This window comes from Leclercia sp., from assembly GCF_036780805.1.
GTDB lineage: Bacteria > Pseudomonadota > Gammaproteobacteria > Enterobacterales > Enterobacteriaceae > Enterobacter.
On sequence record NZ_DAIQCE010000013.1, the window covers coordinates 96,049 to 112,339 of the forward strand.

12 protein-coding genes and 1 pseudogene are annotated in these 16,291 nt (G+C 59.9%); 5 read left to right on the forward strand and 8 right to left on the reverse strand.

What is annotated here, in order from left to right; genetic code table 11:
* Positions 1-19: 19 nt before the first annotated feature.
* From treC to treR, 3 genes are all read right to left on the reverse strand, one after another.
* Positions 20-1,675 (reverse strand): alpha,alpha-phosphotrehalase, encoded by a 1,656-nt coding sequence (gene treC, locus V7Q49_RS20775; RefSeq protein WP_333854811.1) that lies wholly within the window; start codon positions 1,673-1,675, stop codon positions 20-22.
* A gap of 48 nt (positions 1,676-1,723) precedes the next feature.
* Positions 1,724-3,142 (reverse strand): PTS trehalose transporter subunit IIBC, encoded by a 1,419-nt coding sequence (treB, locus tag V7Q49_RS20780; RefSeq protein WP_333854823.1) that lies wholly within the window; start codon positions 3,140-3,142, stop codon positions 1,724-1,726.
* A gap of 130 nt (positions 3,143-3,272) precedes the next feature.
* The gene (gene treR, locus V7Q49_RS20785) at positions 3,273-4,220 is read right to left on the reverse strand and encodes a trehalose operon repressor TreR (RefSeq protein ID WP_333854812.1); all 948 of its coding nucleotides are present in this window, start codon (positions 4,218-4,220) and stop codon (positions 3,273-3,275) included.
* Positions 4,221-4,611: 391 nt separating this feature from the next.
* Here treR and mgtA point away from each other — a divergent pair, with 391 nt between their 5' ends.
* Positions 4,612-7,314, forward strand: a complete 2,703-nt coding sequence (mgtA, locus tag V7Q49_RS20790) for a magnesium-translocating P-type ATPase (RefSeq protein WP_333854813.1) — start codon at positions 4,612-4,614, stop codon at positions 7,312-7,314.
* 222 nt (positions 7,315-7,536) lie between these two features.
* A complete protein-coding gene (locus V7Q49_RS20795; protein WP_333854814.1) occupies positions 7,537-9,921 on the forward strand; it encodes a beta-N-acetylhexosaminidase in 2,385 nt (794 codons plus the stop codon).
* 126 nt (positions 9,922-10,047) lie between these two features.
* Here the strand turns inward: V7Q49_RS20795 and gbpA are convergent, their stop codons facing one another.
* The 5 genes from gbpA to V7Q49_RS20820 all read right to left on the reverse strand — a co-directional run bounded on the left by gbpA (position 10,048) and on the right by V7Q49_RS20820 (position 13,731).
* A complete protein-coding gene (gene gbpA, locus V7Q49_RS20800; protein WP_333854815.1) occupies positions 10,048-11,514 on the reverse strand; it encodes an N-acetylglucosamine-binding protein GbpA in 1,467 nt (488 codons plus the stop codon).
* 185 nt (positions 11,515-11,699) lie between these two features.
* The gene (gene ridA / locus V7Q49_RS20805; protein WP_039030594.1) at positions 11,700-12,086 is read right to left on the reverse strand and encodes a 2-iminobutanoate/2-iminopropanoate deaminase; all 387 of its coding nucleotides are present in this window, start codon (positions 12,084-12,086) and stop codon (positions 11,700-11,702) included.
* 72 nt (positions 12,087-12,158) lie between these two features.
* A complete protein-coding gene (pyrI, locus tag V7Q49_RS20810) occupies positions 12,159-12,620 on the reverse strand; it encodes an aspartate carbamoyltransferase regulatory subunit (RefSeq protein ID WP_103823058.1) in 462 nt (153 codons plus the stop codon).
* 12 nt (positions 12,621-12,632) lie between these two features.
* On the reverse strand, positions 12,633-13,565 hold the full coding sequence (gene pyrB / locus V7Q49_RS20815; protein WP_333854816.1) for an aspartate carbamoyltransferase: 933 nt from the start codon (positions 13,563-13,565) through the stop codon (positions 12,633-12,635).
* Positions 13,566-13,599: 34 nt separating this feature from the next.
* Positions 13,600-13,731: a pyrBI operon leader peptide gene (locus V7Q49_RS20820; protein WP_442913086.1), complete on the reverse strand. Its 132-nt coding sequence runs from the start codon at positions 13,729-13,731 to the stop codon at positions 13,600-13,602.
* A 176-nt stretch (positions 13,732-13,907) separates the two neighbouring features.
* Here V7Q49_RS20820 and V7Q49_RS20825 point away from each other — a divergent pair, with 176 nt between their 5' ends.
* From V7Q49_RS20825 to yagF, 3 genes and pseudogenes are all read left to right on the forward strand, one after another.
* Entirely contained in the window at positions 13,908-14,360 is a 453-nt protein-coding gene (locus V7Q49_RS20825; protein WP_333854818.1) for a YhcH/YjgK/YiaL family protein, read from the forward strand.
* Between the two features lie 239 nt (positions 14,361-14,599).
* Entirely contained in the window at positions 14,600-15,508 is a 909-nt protein-coding gene (locus V7Q49_RS20830) for a dihydrodipicolinate synthase family protein (protein ID WP_333854819.1), read from the forward strand.
* Positions 15,509-15,522: 14 nt separating this feature from the next.
* Positions 15,523-16,291 (forward strand): annotated as a pseudogene (gene yagF / locus V7Q49_RS20835) (xylonate dehydratase YagF); the annotation flags it as partial.

Genomic DNA, 16,291 nt, shown 5'->3' on the forward strand with positions numbered 1-16,291 from the left:
CGGTGCCCGGCGGATGACATCAGCCCTGCAGCCACCATACCGCCTCAAACGGACGCAGGGTCATGGCGCCAGGCTGCGGCGAGGCTTCGGCATAGTTACTCATCACCCTTTGCCAGTCGCCCTCGAGGGCCTGCGGATGCCACGGCTGGCACTCGCGGCTCAGGCTGGCGACCACCATCAGCGTCTGGCCCTGCCACTGACGGCGGTAGCACCACAGCGATGGGTGATCCGGGAGCAGATCCTGATAATCCCCCCAGGTGAGTACCGGCAGGGTTTTACGCAGCCCGATTAGCGCCTGGTAGGTGTAAAACACCGACTCAGGATCGGCCAGCGCCGCCTCGACGTTGATCGCTTCCGCGTTATCGCCCAGGGCGATCCACGGCTCGCCGGTGGTAAAGCCGCCACTGGCGGAGGCATCCCACTGCATCGGCGTGCGGCTGTTGTCGCGGGATTTACTCGCGAGGATCGCCAGCAGCTCGTCGGCAGAGCGGCCTGCGGCCCGCAGTTCGGCGAACATATTCAGGCTCTCCACGTCGCGATAGTCGGTGATGCGGCTGAAGTGCGGGTTGGTCATGCCAATCTCTTCGCCCTGATAGATGTAAGGCGTGCCCTGCATGCCGTGCAGCACCATCGCCAGCATTTTCGCCGCCGGGACGCGGTACTCGCCCTCATCGCCAAAGCGCGAGACGATGCGCGGCTGGTCGTGGTTACACCAGAACAGCGCGTTCCAGGCTTTATTGTGCATGCCCTGCTGCCAGTGGCTGAACAGGGCTTTCAGCGCCACGAAATCCGGCTTTGCCAGCGTCCACTTCTCGCCGTTGGGATAATCCACCTTCAGGTGGTGGAAGTTAAAGGTCATCGACAATTCCCGCCCGTCGAGGGCGGCATACTGCTGGCAGTTTTCTAACGAGGTGGAGGACATCTCGCCCACCGTCATCAGGTTGCGCGGGATAAAGACGTCCCGGCTCATCTCCTGCAGATATTCATGAACGCGCGGCCCGTCGGTGTAGAAGCGGCGGCCATCGCCGATCTCGTCATTCGGGAAATCCTGACGTTTGGAGATCACGTTAATCACGTCGAGACGTAAACCGTCCACGCCGCGGTCGGCCCAGAACTCGCACACTTTTTTGACTTCGGCGCGCACCTCGGGGTTTTCCCAGTTGAGATCCGCCTGTTCCGGGGCGTAGAGGTGCAGATAGTACTGCTCGCTTTCAGCATGCCAGCGCCAGGCGTTGCCGCCAAACTTGGAGCGCCAGTTGTTGGGCAGCTGCTCTGGGGTGCCGTCGCGCCAGATATAGAACTCGCGGTACGGGCTCTCTTTATTGAGCGACTCGCGGAACCAGGCGTGCTGGGTAGAGGTATGGTTGAACACCATATCCAGCACGATGCGGATCCCGCGTTGATGGGCCTGTGCCACCAGCTCGTCGAAATCATCCAGCGTGCCGTAGGCCGGATCGATGGCGGTGTAGTTCGCCACGTCGTAACCGTTATCCACCTGCGGGGAGATATAGAACGGCGTTACCCAGATGGCGTCGATGCCGAGGGTTTTAAGGTAGTCGAGACGCGAGGTCACGCCGCGTAAATCCCCGGTGCCGCGCCCGGAGGTGTCCTGGAAGCTCTTCGGGTAGATCTGATAGATGACGCCGGTTTGCCACCAGTGAGGAAGGGTATTCATCTTGCGCTCCTGCAAATGCGAAGGGGCGCAACTGCGCCCCGAGAGAGATTAAACAGCCTGTAACGTGCCCTGACGGAACTTGCGCTGATACATCACGGTGGTCAGCGCCATCGGGACGATAATGGCGACGGCCATTGCCATGGCGAACACCTGCCAGTAGGTTGGCTGGATGGAGAGGATGCCCGGCAGGCCGCCGACGCCGATGCCGTTGGCCATCACGCCGTTCAGGCCGCACAGCAGGCCCGCCAGCCCGGAACCGATCATCGCGCACAGCATCGGGAAGCGGTATTTCAGGTTGATGCCGTACATCGCCGGTTCGGTGACCCCGAGGAAGGCGGAGATCGCCGCCGGAACCGAGATTTCACGTTCGTTATGCTTACGGCTGACGATGATGATGCCCGTTACCGCCGAGGCCTGCGCAATGTTCGACAGGGCAATGATCGGCCACACCGGGGTGCCGCCGAGGCTCTGGATCATCTGCATATCAATCGCCAGGGTCGTCTGATGCACGCCGGTGATCACCAGCGGGGCGTACAGGAAGCCAAACAGCGCGGCGCCAATCGGGGCGAAGCTGCCGGTCATCAGGTGACGCACCGCATAGGCCACGCCGTCGCCAATCATGCGGCCAAACGGACCGATAAAGGCGTGGGCGAGGAACACCGCGATGATCAGGGAGCACACCGGCACCACCACCAGATAGAGGTAATCCGGCACGATGCGCTTCAGGCGGGTCTCAATCATCCCCAGCGCCAGTCCGGCCAGCAGGGCCGGGATCACCTGCGCCTGGTAGCCCACTTTGGCGATGGTAAACAGGCCGAAGTTCCACACCTCAGGCACCTGCTGTCCAAGTAAGTAAGCGTTCATTAACTGCGGAGAGACCAGGGTTACGCCCAGCACGATACCCAGAATCGGCGTGCCGCCCATTTTGCGCACCGCCGACCAGCAGATCCCCACCGGCAGATAGAAGAAGATAGCCTCGCCAATCAGCCACAGGAAGTCATAGATGCTTTGCAGGGCCGGGTACATCTGAGCGAGGGTTTTGCCGTCGCTCATCGGCACATCGCCAATCACGTTACGGAAGCCGAGGATCAGGCCTCCGCTGATCAGCGCCGGCAGCAGCGGGAAGAAAATCTCCGCGAAATGTGAAATGAGCTGTTCATGCCACTTCATGTTCTGACGTGCCGCTTTCTTGGCCTGCTCTTTATCGGCCGACGAGTGGCCGGTGGTGGCCAGCAGCGCCTTGTAGTAGTCGCCTACCTCGGTGCCGATCACCACCTGGAACTGCCCGGCGTTGGTGAAGCAGCCTTTGACCATCGACAGCTCTTCGATGCCTTTGGGGTTGGCTTTGGCCGGGTCGTTTAACACAAAACGCAGGCGGGTAATGCAGTGGCTGACCGTGGCGATATTGTCACGTCCGCCAACCAGCACGATCAGCTGGTCGATATCCGTTTGTTTTACTTTGCTCATCATGAAACCTCATGATCCGGGTTCAGGGGGAAGAAGATAACTGGCGGCAAGCCTACTCTTAACCAGAATTAACGAAAATGGGAACGTTCCCGAAACCGGGCGAGGATCACAATAAAGCGTCTTTTGACGCTCAGGAGAGGGTGGCGGGAATGACGATCTGGCGCGGCTCGCTGCGGCCGTTTATCTGCTCAATCAGCTGCATAGCGGCCTGGCGGCCGGAGTCGGCGTAGCCCGGATCGACGGTGATGATCTCCGGGTGGAGGAACTTCATCAGCGGCGTGTTACCCACGCTCGCCAGCTGCAGACTGTCGATGCGCTGCTCTTGTAAGTACTTACTAGCGCCCAGGGCCAGGGTATCCGTGGCGCAGAGCAGCGCAGTGGTCTGCGGGGTCAGCACGTCGGCCACCTTTTCATAGCCCTGTTTCATCCCGAGGCCGGGTAACGCGGCTACCGCAGGCAGCGCGTACTGTTTGCAGAATTCCAGGTAGGCATTATGGCGGCGCTGGCCGGTGGTAACGTCGCTGTGCGGCACGCCAAGATAGCTGATATGGCGGTGACCCTCGTCGTACAGGCGCTGCATCAGCACGTGGATCGCCCCCTCATCGTCATAGCACACCGAGGCAAAGCCGCGGGCATCGCGAGCCAACAGGACCAGCGACGATTGCCAGGGGGTGAGCATCTGCTCGCTGAGGCCGGTAAAGCCAAACAGCACCACGCCGTCGATGTTGCGGCGTTTCAGCATCCCGAGGTGCTCCTCGACCATCTGTGGCGAGAACTTACTCTCCATCATGATCGGATCGTAACCCTGCTCGTAAAAGACCGGCAGCATGGTCTGTACGGCCAGGTTTTCCGACAGCGAATCCAGACGGGTGACAACGATCGCCACCACTTTGTCGCTCTGCCCGCGCATGGCGCGCGCCGAACGGGACGGGGAGAAACCGTGCTGATTCATCACCGCCTCAACGCGTTCGCGCGTGCGCTCGCTGACACCACTTTCGTTGTTCAGCACCCGGGATACGGTGGATTTACCCACGCCGCTCAGACGCGCAATATCTTTAATGGTGAGGCGATTCTGCATGCTTTCAGTCCTGTAACGCATTGATGAAATAATCAATAAGCCTAAATCGGGTGTCCGGTTCCGCAATGGGCAAAGTCTGGTTTACGTTTGGTTTAATGCCCGGGCGGTATCATACCGCCCGAATTGTCACGAACGGTATGGCTAAAACACTATACTGCGCGCCGACTTACCTTTTTTTACTTACCGGAGGCGACATGGATCCCGATCCCACCCCTCTCCCGCGAGGGAGAACCCTTTCTTTCCGGTAAGCCTGCACTCGCTGCCTTACCGGATGCGTAAGGCAGTGACGTTTTCCTGACGTCCCTGCATAACTGATACCGCCGCTCAGGCGTGGCTTTGTCACGTCTGAAGGCAAGACTGCGCCCGTTTTCACGGGTGCGGGGGACTTGTTATGTTCAAAAATTTCACACAACAGCTGCTGGCCCGGCTGAGCCGCCACCTGCCGCGCCGCCTGGTGCAGCGCGATCCGATGGCAACGGGCAAAACCGATACCGTCATTCCCGGCGCCCTTGCCGCCCACTGTCTGCGGGTGGCCGCAATGGAAGAGCCTGCCCTGTGGCGGACCTTTGCCAGCCACCCGGAAGGGCTGACGGCTGCTGAGGTCGACGCCGCCCGCGCCACGCACGGTGAGAATCAGATCCCGGCGCAAAAACCGGCCCGCTGGTGGGTGCATCTCTGGGCCTGCTACCGCAACCCCTTCAACCTGCTGCTGACGGTGCTGGGCGCTATCTCCTATGCCACCGAAGACCTGTTTGCCGCCGGGGTGATCGCCCTGATGGTGGGCATCTCCACGCTGCTAAACTTTATTCAGGAGGCGCGCTCCACCCGGGCGGCGGATGCCCTGAAGGCGATGGTCAGCAACACCGCCACCGTCTTACGCACCCTCAACGACAAAGGAGAAAGCGGCTGGCGGGAGATACCCATTGACCAGCTGGTGCCAGGGGATCTGGTCAAGCTGGCGGCCGGGGATATGATCCCGGCGGACTTACGTATTCTTCAGGCCCGGGACCTGTTCGTGGCCCAGGCCTCGCTGACCGGCGAATCCCTGCCGGTGGAGAAGGTCGCCCACAGCCGCGATCCGCAGCAGAGCAACCCGCTGGAGTGCGACACCCTGTGCTTTATGGGCACCACGGTGGTCAGCGGTACGGCGCAGGCGATGGTGATCGCCACCGGGGGCAACACCTGGTTTGGGCAACTGGCCGGGCGCGTCAGCGAGCAGGAGAGCGAACCCAACGCCTTCCAGCAGGGAATTGGCCGGGTCAGCATGCTGCTGATCCGCTTTATGCTGGCGATGACTCCCATCGTGCTGCTGATTAACGGCTACACCAAAGGCGACTGGTGGGAAGCGGCGCTGTTCGCGCTCTCGGTGGCGGTGGGGCTTACCCCGGAGATGCTGCCGATGATCGTCACCTCGACCCTGGCGCGCGGGGCGGTAAAACTCTCGAAGCAAAAGGTGATCGTCAAACACCTCGACGCCATCCAGAACTTTGGCGCGATGGACATCCTCTGCACCGACAAAACCGGCACCCTGACCCAGGACAAGATCGTGCTGGAGCATCACACCGACGTGTCGGGCAAGATCTGCGAGCGGGTGCTGAATACCGCCTGGCTGAACAGCCACTACCAGACCGGGCTGAAGAACCTGCTCGACGTCGCGGTGCTGGAAGGGGTGGATGAAGCCGCCGCCCGCACCCTCTCGACCCGCTGGCAGAAAGTGGATGAGATCCCCTTTGATTTCGAGCGCCGCCGCATGTCGGTGGTGGTGAGTGAAGAGCCGGGCGTGCATCAGCTGATCTGCAAAGGGGCGCTGCAGGAGATCCTGAATGTCTCTACCCTGGTGCGGCATAACGGCGAGGTTGTCCCGCTGGACGACAGCATGCTGCGGCGCATCCGCCGCGTCACCGATAACCTCAACCGCCAGGGGCTGCGGGTGGTGGCGGTGGCCAGCAAGTTTCTGCCGGCCCGCGTGGGGGATTACCAGCGCATCGACGAATCGGATCTGATCCTCGAAGGCTACATCGCCTTCCTCGATCCACCGAAAGAGACCACTGCACCTGCGCTCAAAGCCCTGAAAAACAGCGGCATCACGGTGAAAATCCTCACCGGCGACAGCGAGCTGGTGGCAGCAAAAGTGTGCCGCGAGGTAGGGCTGGACGCGGGGGAGGTGGTGACGGGCAGCGAGATCGAAACCCTCTCCGACGACGCGCTGGCACTGCTGGCAACGCGCACCACGCTGTTCGCGCGTCTGACCCCGATGCACAAGGAGCGCATTGTCACCCTGCTGAAGCGCGAGGGGCACGTGGTGGGCTTTATGGGTGACGGCATTAACGATGCCCCCGCGCTGCGTGCAGCGGATATCGGGATTTCGGTCGACGGCGCGGTGGATATCGCCCGGGAAGCCGCGGATATCATTCTGCTGGAGAAGAGCCTGATGGTGCTGGAGGAGGGGGTGATCGAAGGCCGCCGCACCTTCGCCAACATGCTCAAGTACATCAAAATGACCGCCAGCTCGAACTTCGGCAACGTCTTCAGCGTGCTGGTGGCAAGCGCGTTCCTGCCGTTCCTGCCGATGCTGCCGCTGCATCTGCTGATCCAGAACCTGATGTACGACGTCTCCCAGGTGGCGATCCCCTTCGATAACGTCGACGAGGATCAGATCCAGAAGCCGCAGCGCTGGGATCCGTCAGAACTCGGCCGGTTCATGCTCTTTTTCGGCCCGATCAGCTCGATCTTCGACATTCTGACCTTCTGCCTGATGTGGTTTGTGTTCCATGCCAACACCCCGGAACAGCAGACCCTGTTCCAGTCCGGCTGGTTCGTGGTCGGGCTGCTGTCGCAAACGCTGATTGTGCATATGATCCGCACCCGCCGCATTCCGTTCCTCCAGAGCCGCGCCGCCTGGCCGCTGATTGTGATGACGGGGCTGGTGATGGTGCTCGGCATTGCGCTGCCGTTCTCACCGCTGGCGGGGTATCTGCAATTACAGGCGCTGCCGCTCGGCTACTTCCCGTGGCTGGTGGCGATCCTCGCCGGGTACATGGTGCTGACCCAGCTGGTGAAAGGGTTCTATAGCCGCCGGTACGGGTGGCAGTAAAACCTGCCCCTCACCCTAACCCTCTCCCCATAGGGGAGAGGGAATTGCACGGAGCCGTCTTTTCTCCCTCGCCCCTTTGGGGAGAGGGCCGGGGTGAGGGGTTGCGTTTTCTCTCAAATTCAACAACCTGTGATCTCCATCATCCGCCGCGCTTGACGCTAATTTGCGCACATGTTAACAGAATGTTTTGCCTTTTTTCGGCCCGTCAAATAAGGAACATTCATGTTACGGTACAGCCTCCTGACCGCCGGGCTTATGCTCGGTTTTTCTGCGTTTGCCGCCCCGGTGGGCGATCTCCCTCTGATGCCCTGGCCCGCGAAGGTCGAACGTCCTGCTACCCAGGGCGCGCTGGTCATCAACAATAACTTCTCCGTCAGCGTCTCCGGGGACGACCTCGGCGATGCGGTAACGCGTCTGCGCCAGCGGGTGGCGCTGCAAACCGGCTGGACCCTCGAGCCGCAGGCCGACAAACCGGAAAAACCCACGGTAACCATCGCCATCGCCCGGAAAGTCGCCCCGCAGCCTAAACCGGACAGCGATGAGAGCTACAGACTCACCGTCGATGCCAGCGGGGTGAACATCACCGCCAACACCCGCTTCGGCGCCCTGCGGGCGATAGAGACTTTGCTGCAGCTGATCCAGAACGGGCCGGAGAACACCTCCCTGCCGTGGGTCACCATTGAGGATGCCCCGCGCTTCCCGTGGCGCGGCCTGCTGCTCGACTCGGCCCGCCACTTTATTCCGCTCGAGGACATCAAACGCCAGATCGACGGCATGGCGGCGGCGAAGCTCAACGTCCTGCACTGGCACTTAACCGACGATCAGGGCTGGCGTTTTGCCTCGAAGCGCTACCCGAAACTGACCGAACTCGCCAGCGACGGCCTGTTCTACACCCAGGATCAGATGCGTGACGTGGTGCGCTACGCCACCGCGCGTGGGATTCGCGTGGTGCCGGAAATTGACATGCCGGGCCACGCCTCGGCCATTGCGGTGGCCTACCCGGAGCTGATGAGCGCGCCCGGGCCCTACGAGATGGAGCGCCACTGGGGCGTGCTGAAGCCAGTGATGGATCCGACCAAAGAGGCCACCTACGCCTTTGCCGGGGCGATGATCGCCGAGCTGGCCGCGATCTTCCCGGATCCCTATCTGCATATCGGCGGCGATGAGGTGGATGACACCCAGTGGAAAAACAACCCCGCCATCCAGCAGTTTATGCGCGATAACAAGCTGGCCGACAGCCACGCGTTGCAGGCGTATTTCAACCGCAAGCTGGAGACGATCCTCGAGAAAAACCAGCGCCAGATGGTGGGCTGGGATGAGATCTTCCACCCGGATCTGCCGAAAAGCATCCTGATCCAGTCCTGGCAGGGGCAGGACGCGCTGGGCGAAGTGGCGAAGCAGGGCTACAAAGGGATCCTCTCCACCGGTTTTTATCTCGATCAGCCGCAGTACACCGCCTATCACTACCGCAATGAGATCCTGCCCCAGGGGCTGAACAATGTGGATGTCATCACCGACCGCGACAGCGCCCAGAGCTGGTCATTCACCCTGCCGCGCCTGAAGGGCAAGCCGCTTGAGGGAAGCTTTACGCTGGTGAAAGGCGAGGCGGGCTGGCGCGGGTTTATCGATTTCGCCGGCAAATCGCGGCGTGCGGTGCAGGACATCGACTGGCGCAGCGACAATCAGGTGAGCTTCACCGTGGATACCTGGATGGGAGAAACCCGCCCGGTGGTGACGGTGAATGATGACAAGATTGAGGGCTATTTCCTGCTGGGCAACAGCCGTTATCCGGTGACAGGCCAGCGGCTGGACGCGGTGCCGGAAGGGATCGCCCCGGCGGTGCCGGACGCCAGCCAGCAGGCCAATCTGCTGGGCGGCGAGGCGGCGCTGTGGGCGGAAAACGTCGCGGCCCCGGTGCTGGATATCAAGCTCTGGCCTCGGGCATTTGCGGTGGCGGAGCGGCTGTGGTCGGCGCAGTCGGTGAACGACGTCGACAACATGTACACCCGCCTGCAGGCGATGGACAGCTGGTCGACGGTATCGGTGGGCTTGCAGCAACATGCCCGCCAGCAGGTGCAATTCACCCGGCTGGGGAACACCACCGACACCATGGCGCTCAACATCCTCGCCCAGGCCCTGGAGCCAGCCCAGTATTACACCCGTAATCATCTCAAATTCCAGGCCGGGAATTACGATCTGTTTGAGCCGCTGAACCGCCTGGCCGACGCGCTGACGCCGGAGAGCAACACCGTGCGGCAGATGAACCGCTGGGTTGAGCGGCTGGTGAGCGATGCCGAAGACAGCGAAAGCGCGGAGTCGCTGCGCCATCTGTTTACCCGCTGGCAGACCAATACCCCGGACGCGCTGGCGCTGGCCGAAAACAGCTATCAGCTGAAGGCGCTGAAACCGGTAATTCAGACGGTGGATAAACTGGCGGCGATTGGGTTGCGCTTAACGGATCTGGTGGCGCGTCAGGGGACGCTGGATGATACCGAGATTGCGTCGATTCAGACGGAGCTGGATAAGGCGGCGCAGATTCAGGATGAAGTGGTAATTGCGGCGGTCTATCCGCTGGAGACGCTGCTGCGCGCGACGCGCAATCAGTAGTTTGTGGGAAATGCCCGGTGGCGGCTTCGCCTTACCGGGCCTACAAAAGCCAGCCCGTAGGCCGGGCAAGCGAAGCGCCCCCGGCAAACAGGCCGCACAGACCTGTTCACCGGCCAATCTAACAACTTAGTTCTTCAGGGTCCACGCCATGGTCCAGTGGGAACCTACACCCGGTTCGAACTGGTTAGCCCCTGCTGCATACTGGATGCAGTAGCCGTTGTACGGCGCTTTCTTACACTGGTACGTTTTACCATTCTTCGGCTGCAGAACCACGGTACCGGCTTTATAAGAGGCAATGTTCTGCGGGAAGGTGTAATCGTATTTGCCGGTTGTACCGGTGCTGGACGACGCTTCGTTTTCCAGCATCATATCGATCACATCCTGCGCGAACAGGGTGCCATCTTGGTTGGTGGCGTAGTATTTCAGCATGTGGTGACCGGCAGTGACGTCCGCCAGGTTCATGGTGACATCCTGGTTAGCGTTGTTCATCTCCTGCTTCAGGTAACCTTTCTCTGCGCCCGCGTGGTTCATCGCATGTGCCTCGACGCTCACGTTACCTTGGGTATTGACGTGGAAGGTCACGGTTGCCGCGCCGTTCTTGATCTTAGAGAACCGAACGTTGGTCACCGCGATAGCTTCGCTGGCCTGAGTCTGCTGCTCTTCATAAGAGACAGCGACAGATTTCAGGGTGCTGCCGTCTTTCACGTAGACGTTGTTGGCTCCGTGAACCGGGTTGACCACGCCGCTTTCATCTTTCATACCGACACGCACATCGCTTTGTGCAGCGTTGATGGCCTGCGCCAGGTCAAATGCCCACTGGCTTGCCTGGCCCTGGGAAGCAGAGGCCACGGTCAGCTCGGTACGCATGGAGGTCACTTCGCCGTTGGCGTCGAAGAAGCGAGCGATCACTTTGTCGCCTGCGTTGACGTTGTTACCCGCGATCTGGCCGTTCAGGGTTTGGGTCCACTCGGACACCACGGCTGGCGTGTCGTCGGTAGCACCTGAATTATCGGAGCTGGCGTTGCCAAAATCGACGTCGATCGCCTGGTAGAAGCTGTTTGTGGTATCCGCAATTTCCCATACCGCGTAAATAACCTGGTAGCCGGTACGTTGTGGCACATTACAGGTCATTCCCTGACGTTGAGCTGGTGCCAGCCCATTACCATTTACGGTACAGAATGGCGTGGATTCAAATTGATCGCGGGTCAGCGGTTTATTTGGATTCCAGTCCTGTTTCGTCATATACCAACGCCAGTTAACGGTCTTATGCGGCGCGGTGTGATACCAGGTGAAGGTATTTTTACCGGCAGTAATCGGCGTTTTAGTCCAGGCATTCAGGCTCTGGCGATCGAGCTGAGAATATTGAGAAATACCGGCGCTGGCCAGCTGACCATCCGGCGGCAGGGCACCCGTCGGGAAGCCAGAGGTGCGTTCTACGCTCTGGGGTTCCCATTGTACGGAGCCGCAATCAATATTTTTACCCAGCTTGCACATATAAGCGCGGCTGGCGGGGGATTCTACATAACCGTGTGCTAAAGCGGATGACGCAACCGTGAGTGTGGCTAGCGCTAATGCAATTTTTGATAATTTCATTTTTTTATTCCATTAAAGGGGATTAATAACTCCTGGGCAAACTCAGTGTCATACGGAATAAAAAATTAGTCATTTAAGGCGGTGATGAAAAAGAGTAGGGAAAAGGCTTGAAGGTTATTTGTGGCTGTGTATTGCGCAAATAAAAAAGGCAGCCAGGGCCGCCTTTTGCAGATCACAATTAACGATTAGCGACGCACGGCAATCGCTTCAATTTCGATTTTCACGTCTTTTGGCAGACGTGCCACTTCCACGCAGGAGCGCGCCGGGAAGCTGGCGTTGTGCTCGGTGAAGAAGGCTTCGTAGGTGGCGTTAACGGTAGCGAAGTCGTTGAGATCTTTTACGAATACCGTGGTTTTGACGATATCGCCCACTTTCAGGCCAGCGGATTCCACGATCGCTTTGACGTTTTCCAGCGACTGACGCGCCTGCGCAGAGACATCTTCCGGCACTTCACCGGTTTTTGGGTTCACCGGGATCTGGCCGGAAGTGATGATCATGCTGCCCAGATCAACGCCCTGAACGTAGGGGCCGATAGCTGCAGGTGCATTTTCCGTCGCGAGTACTTTGGTCATGATTTCTCCTGAATTACAGCGTTGTGAGTATGCCTGCCATTATAAAGAGGCAGGCATGCTTTACCACCCGGATTAGTTGGCCAGCACCACATTATGCGAAAACTCTTTTTCGCAGTATTTACACTTGAGTGCGATGTCATTGGCGCGTTTTTTCACTGCAAAACTGGAGTTAACCGGCTCAGCATGGCTGATGCAGTTGCTGTTCGGGCAGACCAGCACGCTCTCGATGCGTTCCGGCAGGCTGGGGCGGGATTTGCCCACCACTTCGTAGTCGTCGATGCGGTTCACCGTTGCTTCCGGCGCGTAGAGCGACAGCTGGTTAACCTGCTCGTCGGTCAGGAAGGTGTTCTCGATCTTGATCAGGTCCTTGCGGCCCATCTCGCCCGACGGCAGGTTCAGGCCGATGGTGATGCGCTGGTCGGTTTCGGTCAGTTTGAACAGGGTCAGCAGCTTAAAGCCCACCTGCGCAGGGATGTGGTCAATTACGGTGCCACGCTTGATGGCTTCGACCTGGAGTTTGTTATCGTGTGTCATGGTCATTTCCCCTTACAGAGCTAAGTCGCGATTCAGAACCAGTGCCAGTAACGCCTGGCGGGCGAAGATGCCGTTCCCGGCCTGCTGGAAGTACCAGGCGTGCGGCGTTTTATCCACGTCGGTGGTGATCTCATCGATACGCGGCAGCGGGTGCAGCACCTTCATGTTGCTGCGCGCGCCCTCGAGGTCGCTGGCGCGCAGGACGAACTGCGCCTTCACGTTGGCGTACTCCGACGGATCCAGACGCTCTTTCTGCACGCGGGTCATATAGAGAATATCCACTTCGGCCATCATCTCTTCGATGCTGGTGTGCAGGCTCCACTGAATGCCTTTCTCATCGAGCATATCGAGGATGTACTGCGGCATCGCCAGCGCCTCCGGGGCGACGAAGTAGAAGCGGTTGCCGTTAAACTTCGCCAGCGCCTGGGTCAGGGAGTGGACGGTGCGGCCATATTTCAGGTCGCCGACCATGGCGATGTTCAGGTTCTCCAGACGGCCCTGGGTCTCCTGAATGGTGAACAGATCCAGCAGGGTCTGGGTCGGGTGCTGATTAGCCCCGTCTCCGGCGTTCAGCACCGGAATACCGCCCGAGAACTCGGTCGCCAGACGCGCGGCGCCCTCCTGCGGGTGGCGCATCACGATGGCGTCAACGTAGGTGCTGATCACCGAGATGGTGTCCGCCAGGGTCTCGCCTTTTTTGCCCAGCGAGGTGTTGCTGCTGTCGGAGAAGCCCACCACGCTGGCGCCCAGGCGGTGGATGGAGGTCTCAAACGACAGGCGGGTCCGGGTGGAGGCCTCAAAGAAGCAGCTGGCGATCACTTTGTGCTTCAGCAGCTCCGGCTGTGGATTGGCTTTCAGTTTTGCCGCGGTTGCCAGAACCAGCTCCAGCTCTTCACGGCTGAGGTCGTTGATGGAAATGATGTGTTTTTGATAAAGCGGATTCATTTTTATCTCCTGACGCCGGGCAAAAAAAAGCCCCTCAAATGAGGGGCTTCTGGAATAGGGATTGCAAATGGAAGAAAAACGGCAGGCCAGCGTCTGTTTTAAGACGCGCTACGGCACTCTGTCGAACATGTTTGAGCATGCTTCCTCCTGGCAAATTGTGGGGCATTATACGCAGCCTGAATCGCGGATCAAGCGAATAATGCACACTTTACGCAAGGTAAACGATTAGGCATGCATGGTTATGCGCAAGAGCAAATCCCGGACAAAAAGGGGTGGTATGGCAGCTGAAATTCTCGTATAAAAGTTGAAAATGAAACGATGTTTTATATTGAGGATTTCACCATGATCGTTGGCAACATTCACAACCTCCAGTCCTGGCTGCCGCTACCGCTGCGTCAGGCGATCGAACACGTCAAAGCAAACGTGACTGACGCGACCCCAACCGGCAAGCACGATATTGACGGCAACAACCTGTTCTATCTGGTCTCCGAAGACATGACCCAGCCGTTCGCCGAGCGTCGCGCGGAGTATCACGCCCGCTATCTGGATATCCAGATCGTGCTGAAAGGCCAGGAAGGGATGACCTTCAGCACCCTGCCAAACGGCACGCCGGACACCGACTGGCTGGCGGATAAAGACATCGCGTTTCTGCCGGAAGGCGAGCAGGAGAAGACTGTGGTGCTGAACGAAGGCGACTTCGTGGTCTTCTACCCGGGCGAAGTCCACAAACCGCTGTGCGCGGTGGGCAACCCGGCGCAGGTGCGCAAGGTGGTTGTTAAGATGTTGGTGGGGTAATTTCCCCTCACCCCAGCCCTCTCCCCAGGGGAGAGGGAGTCAAAGTTCCCTCTCCCTGTGGGAGAGGGTTAGGGTGAGGGCATCAAGCCGCACTCTTATAGAATGTGATCCAGCTTAAATTTCCCGCACTCCTTCTCCTCCTCCCATTGTCCTGCGCTTTTTCTGCGTCATAGTATGATCGTTAAATAAACGAACGCTGTTCTATAATGTAGAACAAAATGAGTCAGCAAGGAGATCGCATGCAGCAGACTGTACAGTTCTCGGGGATTATTCCCCCCGTCTCCACTATTTTCACCGCCGAGGGCACACTGGATAAAGCCGGTACCGCCGCGTTAATCGACAGCATGATCGACGCCGGCGTTAATGGCCTGTTTTTCCTCGGCAGCGGTGGGGAGTTTTCCCAGCTCAGCACCGACGAACGCAAGGCGATCGCCGAGTTTGCCGTCGCCCATGTGGATCGCCGGGTGCCGGTGCTGATCGGCACTGGCGGCACCAACGCCCGGGAGACCATCGCGCTGAGCCAGCACGCGCAGCAGATTGGCGCAGATGGCATTGTGGTGATCAACCCCTACTACTGGAAAGTCTCTGAAGCGAACCTGATCCGCTACTTCGAGCAGGTGGCCGACAGCGTCACCCTGCCGGTGATCCTCTATAACTTCCCGGCCCTGACCGGGCAGGATCTGACCCCGCAGCTGGTCAAAACCCTGGTGGACGCCCGCCGCAATATCGTCGGGATCAAAGACACCATCGACTCCGTGGCCCATGTGCGCAGCATGATCCTCACCGTTAAGGCGGCGCACCCGGACTTTGTGGTGCTGTGCGGCTATGACGATCACCTGTTCAATACCCTGCTGCTGGGCGGCGATGGGGCGATTTCGGCCAGCGGCAACTTTGCCCCGCAGGTTTCGGTCAACCTGCTGCAGGCCTTCCGCGACGGCGATCTGGCGCAGGCCGCGCACTATCATCAGACGATGCTGCAAATCCCGCAGATGTATCAGCTGGATGCCCCGTTCGTGAACGTGATTAAAGAGGCGATTGCGCTCTGCGTGGGCCCGGTCTCCACCCACGTGCTGCCGCCTGCCGGGCCGCTGGATGAATCGCGCAAGGCGCAGCTGAAAGCGCTGCTGCAACAGCTCAAGCTCTGCTGAACCGGAAGGTCACGATGTCGATAGAGAAGATTTTTACCCCGCAGGATGACGCCTTCTATTCGGTGATCACCCACGCGGCCGGGCCGCAGGGGGCATTGCCCCTGACCCCGCAGATGCTGATGGAATCCCCGAGCGGCAACCTGTTTGGCATGACCCAGAACGCCGGAATGGGCTGGGATGCCAATAAGCTCACCGGCAAAGAGGTGCTGATTATCGGCACCCAGGGCGGGATCCGCGCGGGGGATGGCCGCCCGGTGGCGCTGGGCTACCACACCGGGCACTGGGAGATTGGCCTGCAGATGCAGGCCGCGGCAAAAGAGATCACCCGCAACGGCGGGATCCCCTTTGCCGCCTTTGTCAGCGACCCCTGCGACGGGCGCTCCCAGGGCACGCACGGCATGTTTGACTCCCTGCCGTACCGAAACGATGCGGCGATTGTGTTTCGTCGGCTGATCCGCTCCCTGCCCACGCGGCGGGCGGTGATTGGCGTCGCCACCTGCGACAAAGGCCTGCCCGCCACCATGATTGCGCTGGCGTCTATGCACAACCTGCCGACCATTCTGGTGCCGGGCGGGGCCACGCTGCCGCCCACCTTCGGCGAAGATGCCGGGAAGGTGCAGACCATCGGGGCGCGTTACGCCAACCATGAACTCTCCTTGCAGGAGGCCGCCGAGCTGGGCTGCCGTGCCTGCGCTTCGCCGGGCGGCGGCTGCCAGTTCCTCGGCACCGCAGGCACCTCCCAGGTGGTGGCCGAAGCGCTGGGCCTGGCGCTGCCGCATTCGG

Bases quoted from the DNA above. Each gene is read 5' to 3' on its own strand.
- treC (WP_333854811.1), bottom strand. From the start codon at position 1,675: ATGAATACCCTTCCTCACTGGTGGCAAACCGGCGTCATCTATCAGATC.
- treB (WP_333854823.1), bottom strand. From the start codon at position 3,142: ATGAGCAAAGTAAAACAAACGGATATCGACCAGCTGATCGTGCTGGTT.
- treR (WP_333854812.1), bottom strand. From the start codon at position 4,220: ATGCAGAATCGCCTCACCATTAAAGATATTGCGCGTCTGAGCGGCGTG.
- mgtA (WP_333854813.1), top strand. From the start codon at position 4,612: ATGTTCAAAAATTTCACACAACAGCTGCTGGCCCGGCTGAGCCGCCAC.
- V7Q49_RS20795 (WP_333854814.1), top strand. From the start codon at position 7,537: ATGTTACGGTACAGCCTCCTGACCGCCGGGCTTATGCTCGGTTTTTCT.
- gbpA (WP_333854815.1), bottom strand. From the start codon at position 11,514: ATGAAATTATCAAAAATTGCATTAGCGCTAGCCACACTCACGGTTGCG.
- ridA (WP_039030594.1), bottom strand. From the start codon at position 12,086: ATGACCAAAGTACTCGCGACGGAAAATGCACCTGCAGCTATCGGCCCC.
- pyrI (WP_103823058.1), bottom strand. From the start codon at position 12,620: ATGACACACGATAACAAACTCCAGGTCGAAGCCATCAAGCGTGGCACC.
- pyrB (WP_333854816.1), bottom strand. From the start codon at position 13,565: ATGAATCCGCTTTATCAAAAACACATCATTTCCATCAACGACCTCAGC.
- V7Q49_RS20820 (WP_442913086.1), bottom strand. From the start codon at position 13,731: ATGCCCCACAATTTGCCAGGAGGAAGCATGCTCAAACATGTTCGACAG.
- V7Q49_RS20825 (WP_333854818.1), top strand. From the start codon at position 13,908: ATGATCGTTGGCAACATTCACAACCTCCAGTCCTGGCTGCCGCTACCG.
- V7Q49_RS20830 (WP_333854819.1), top strand. From the start codon at position 14,600: ATGCAGCAGACTGTACAGTTCTCGGGGATTATTCCCCCCGTCTCCACT.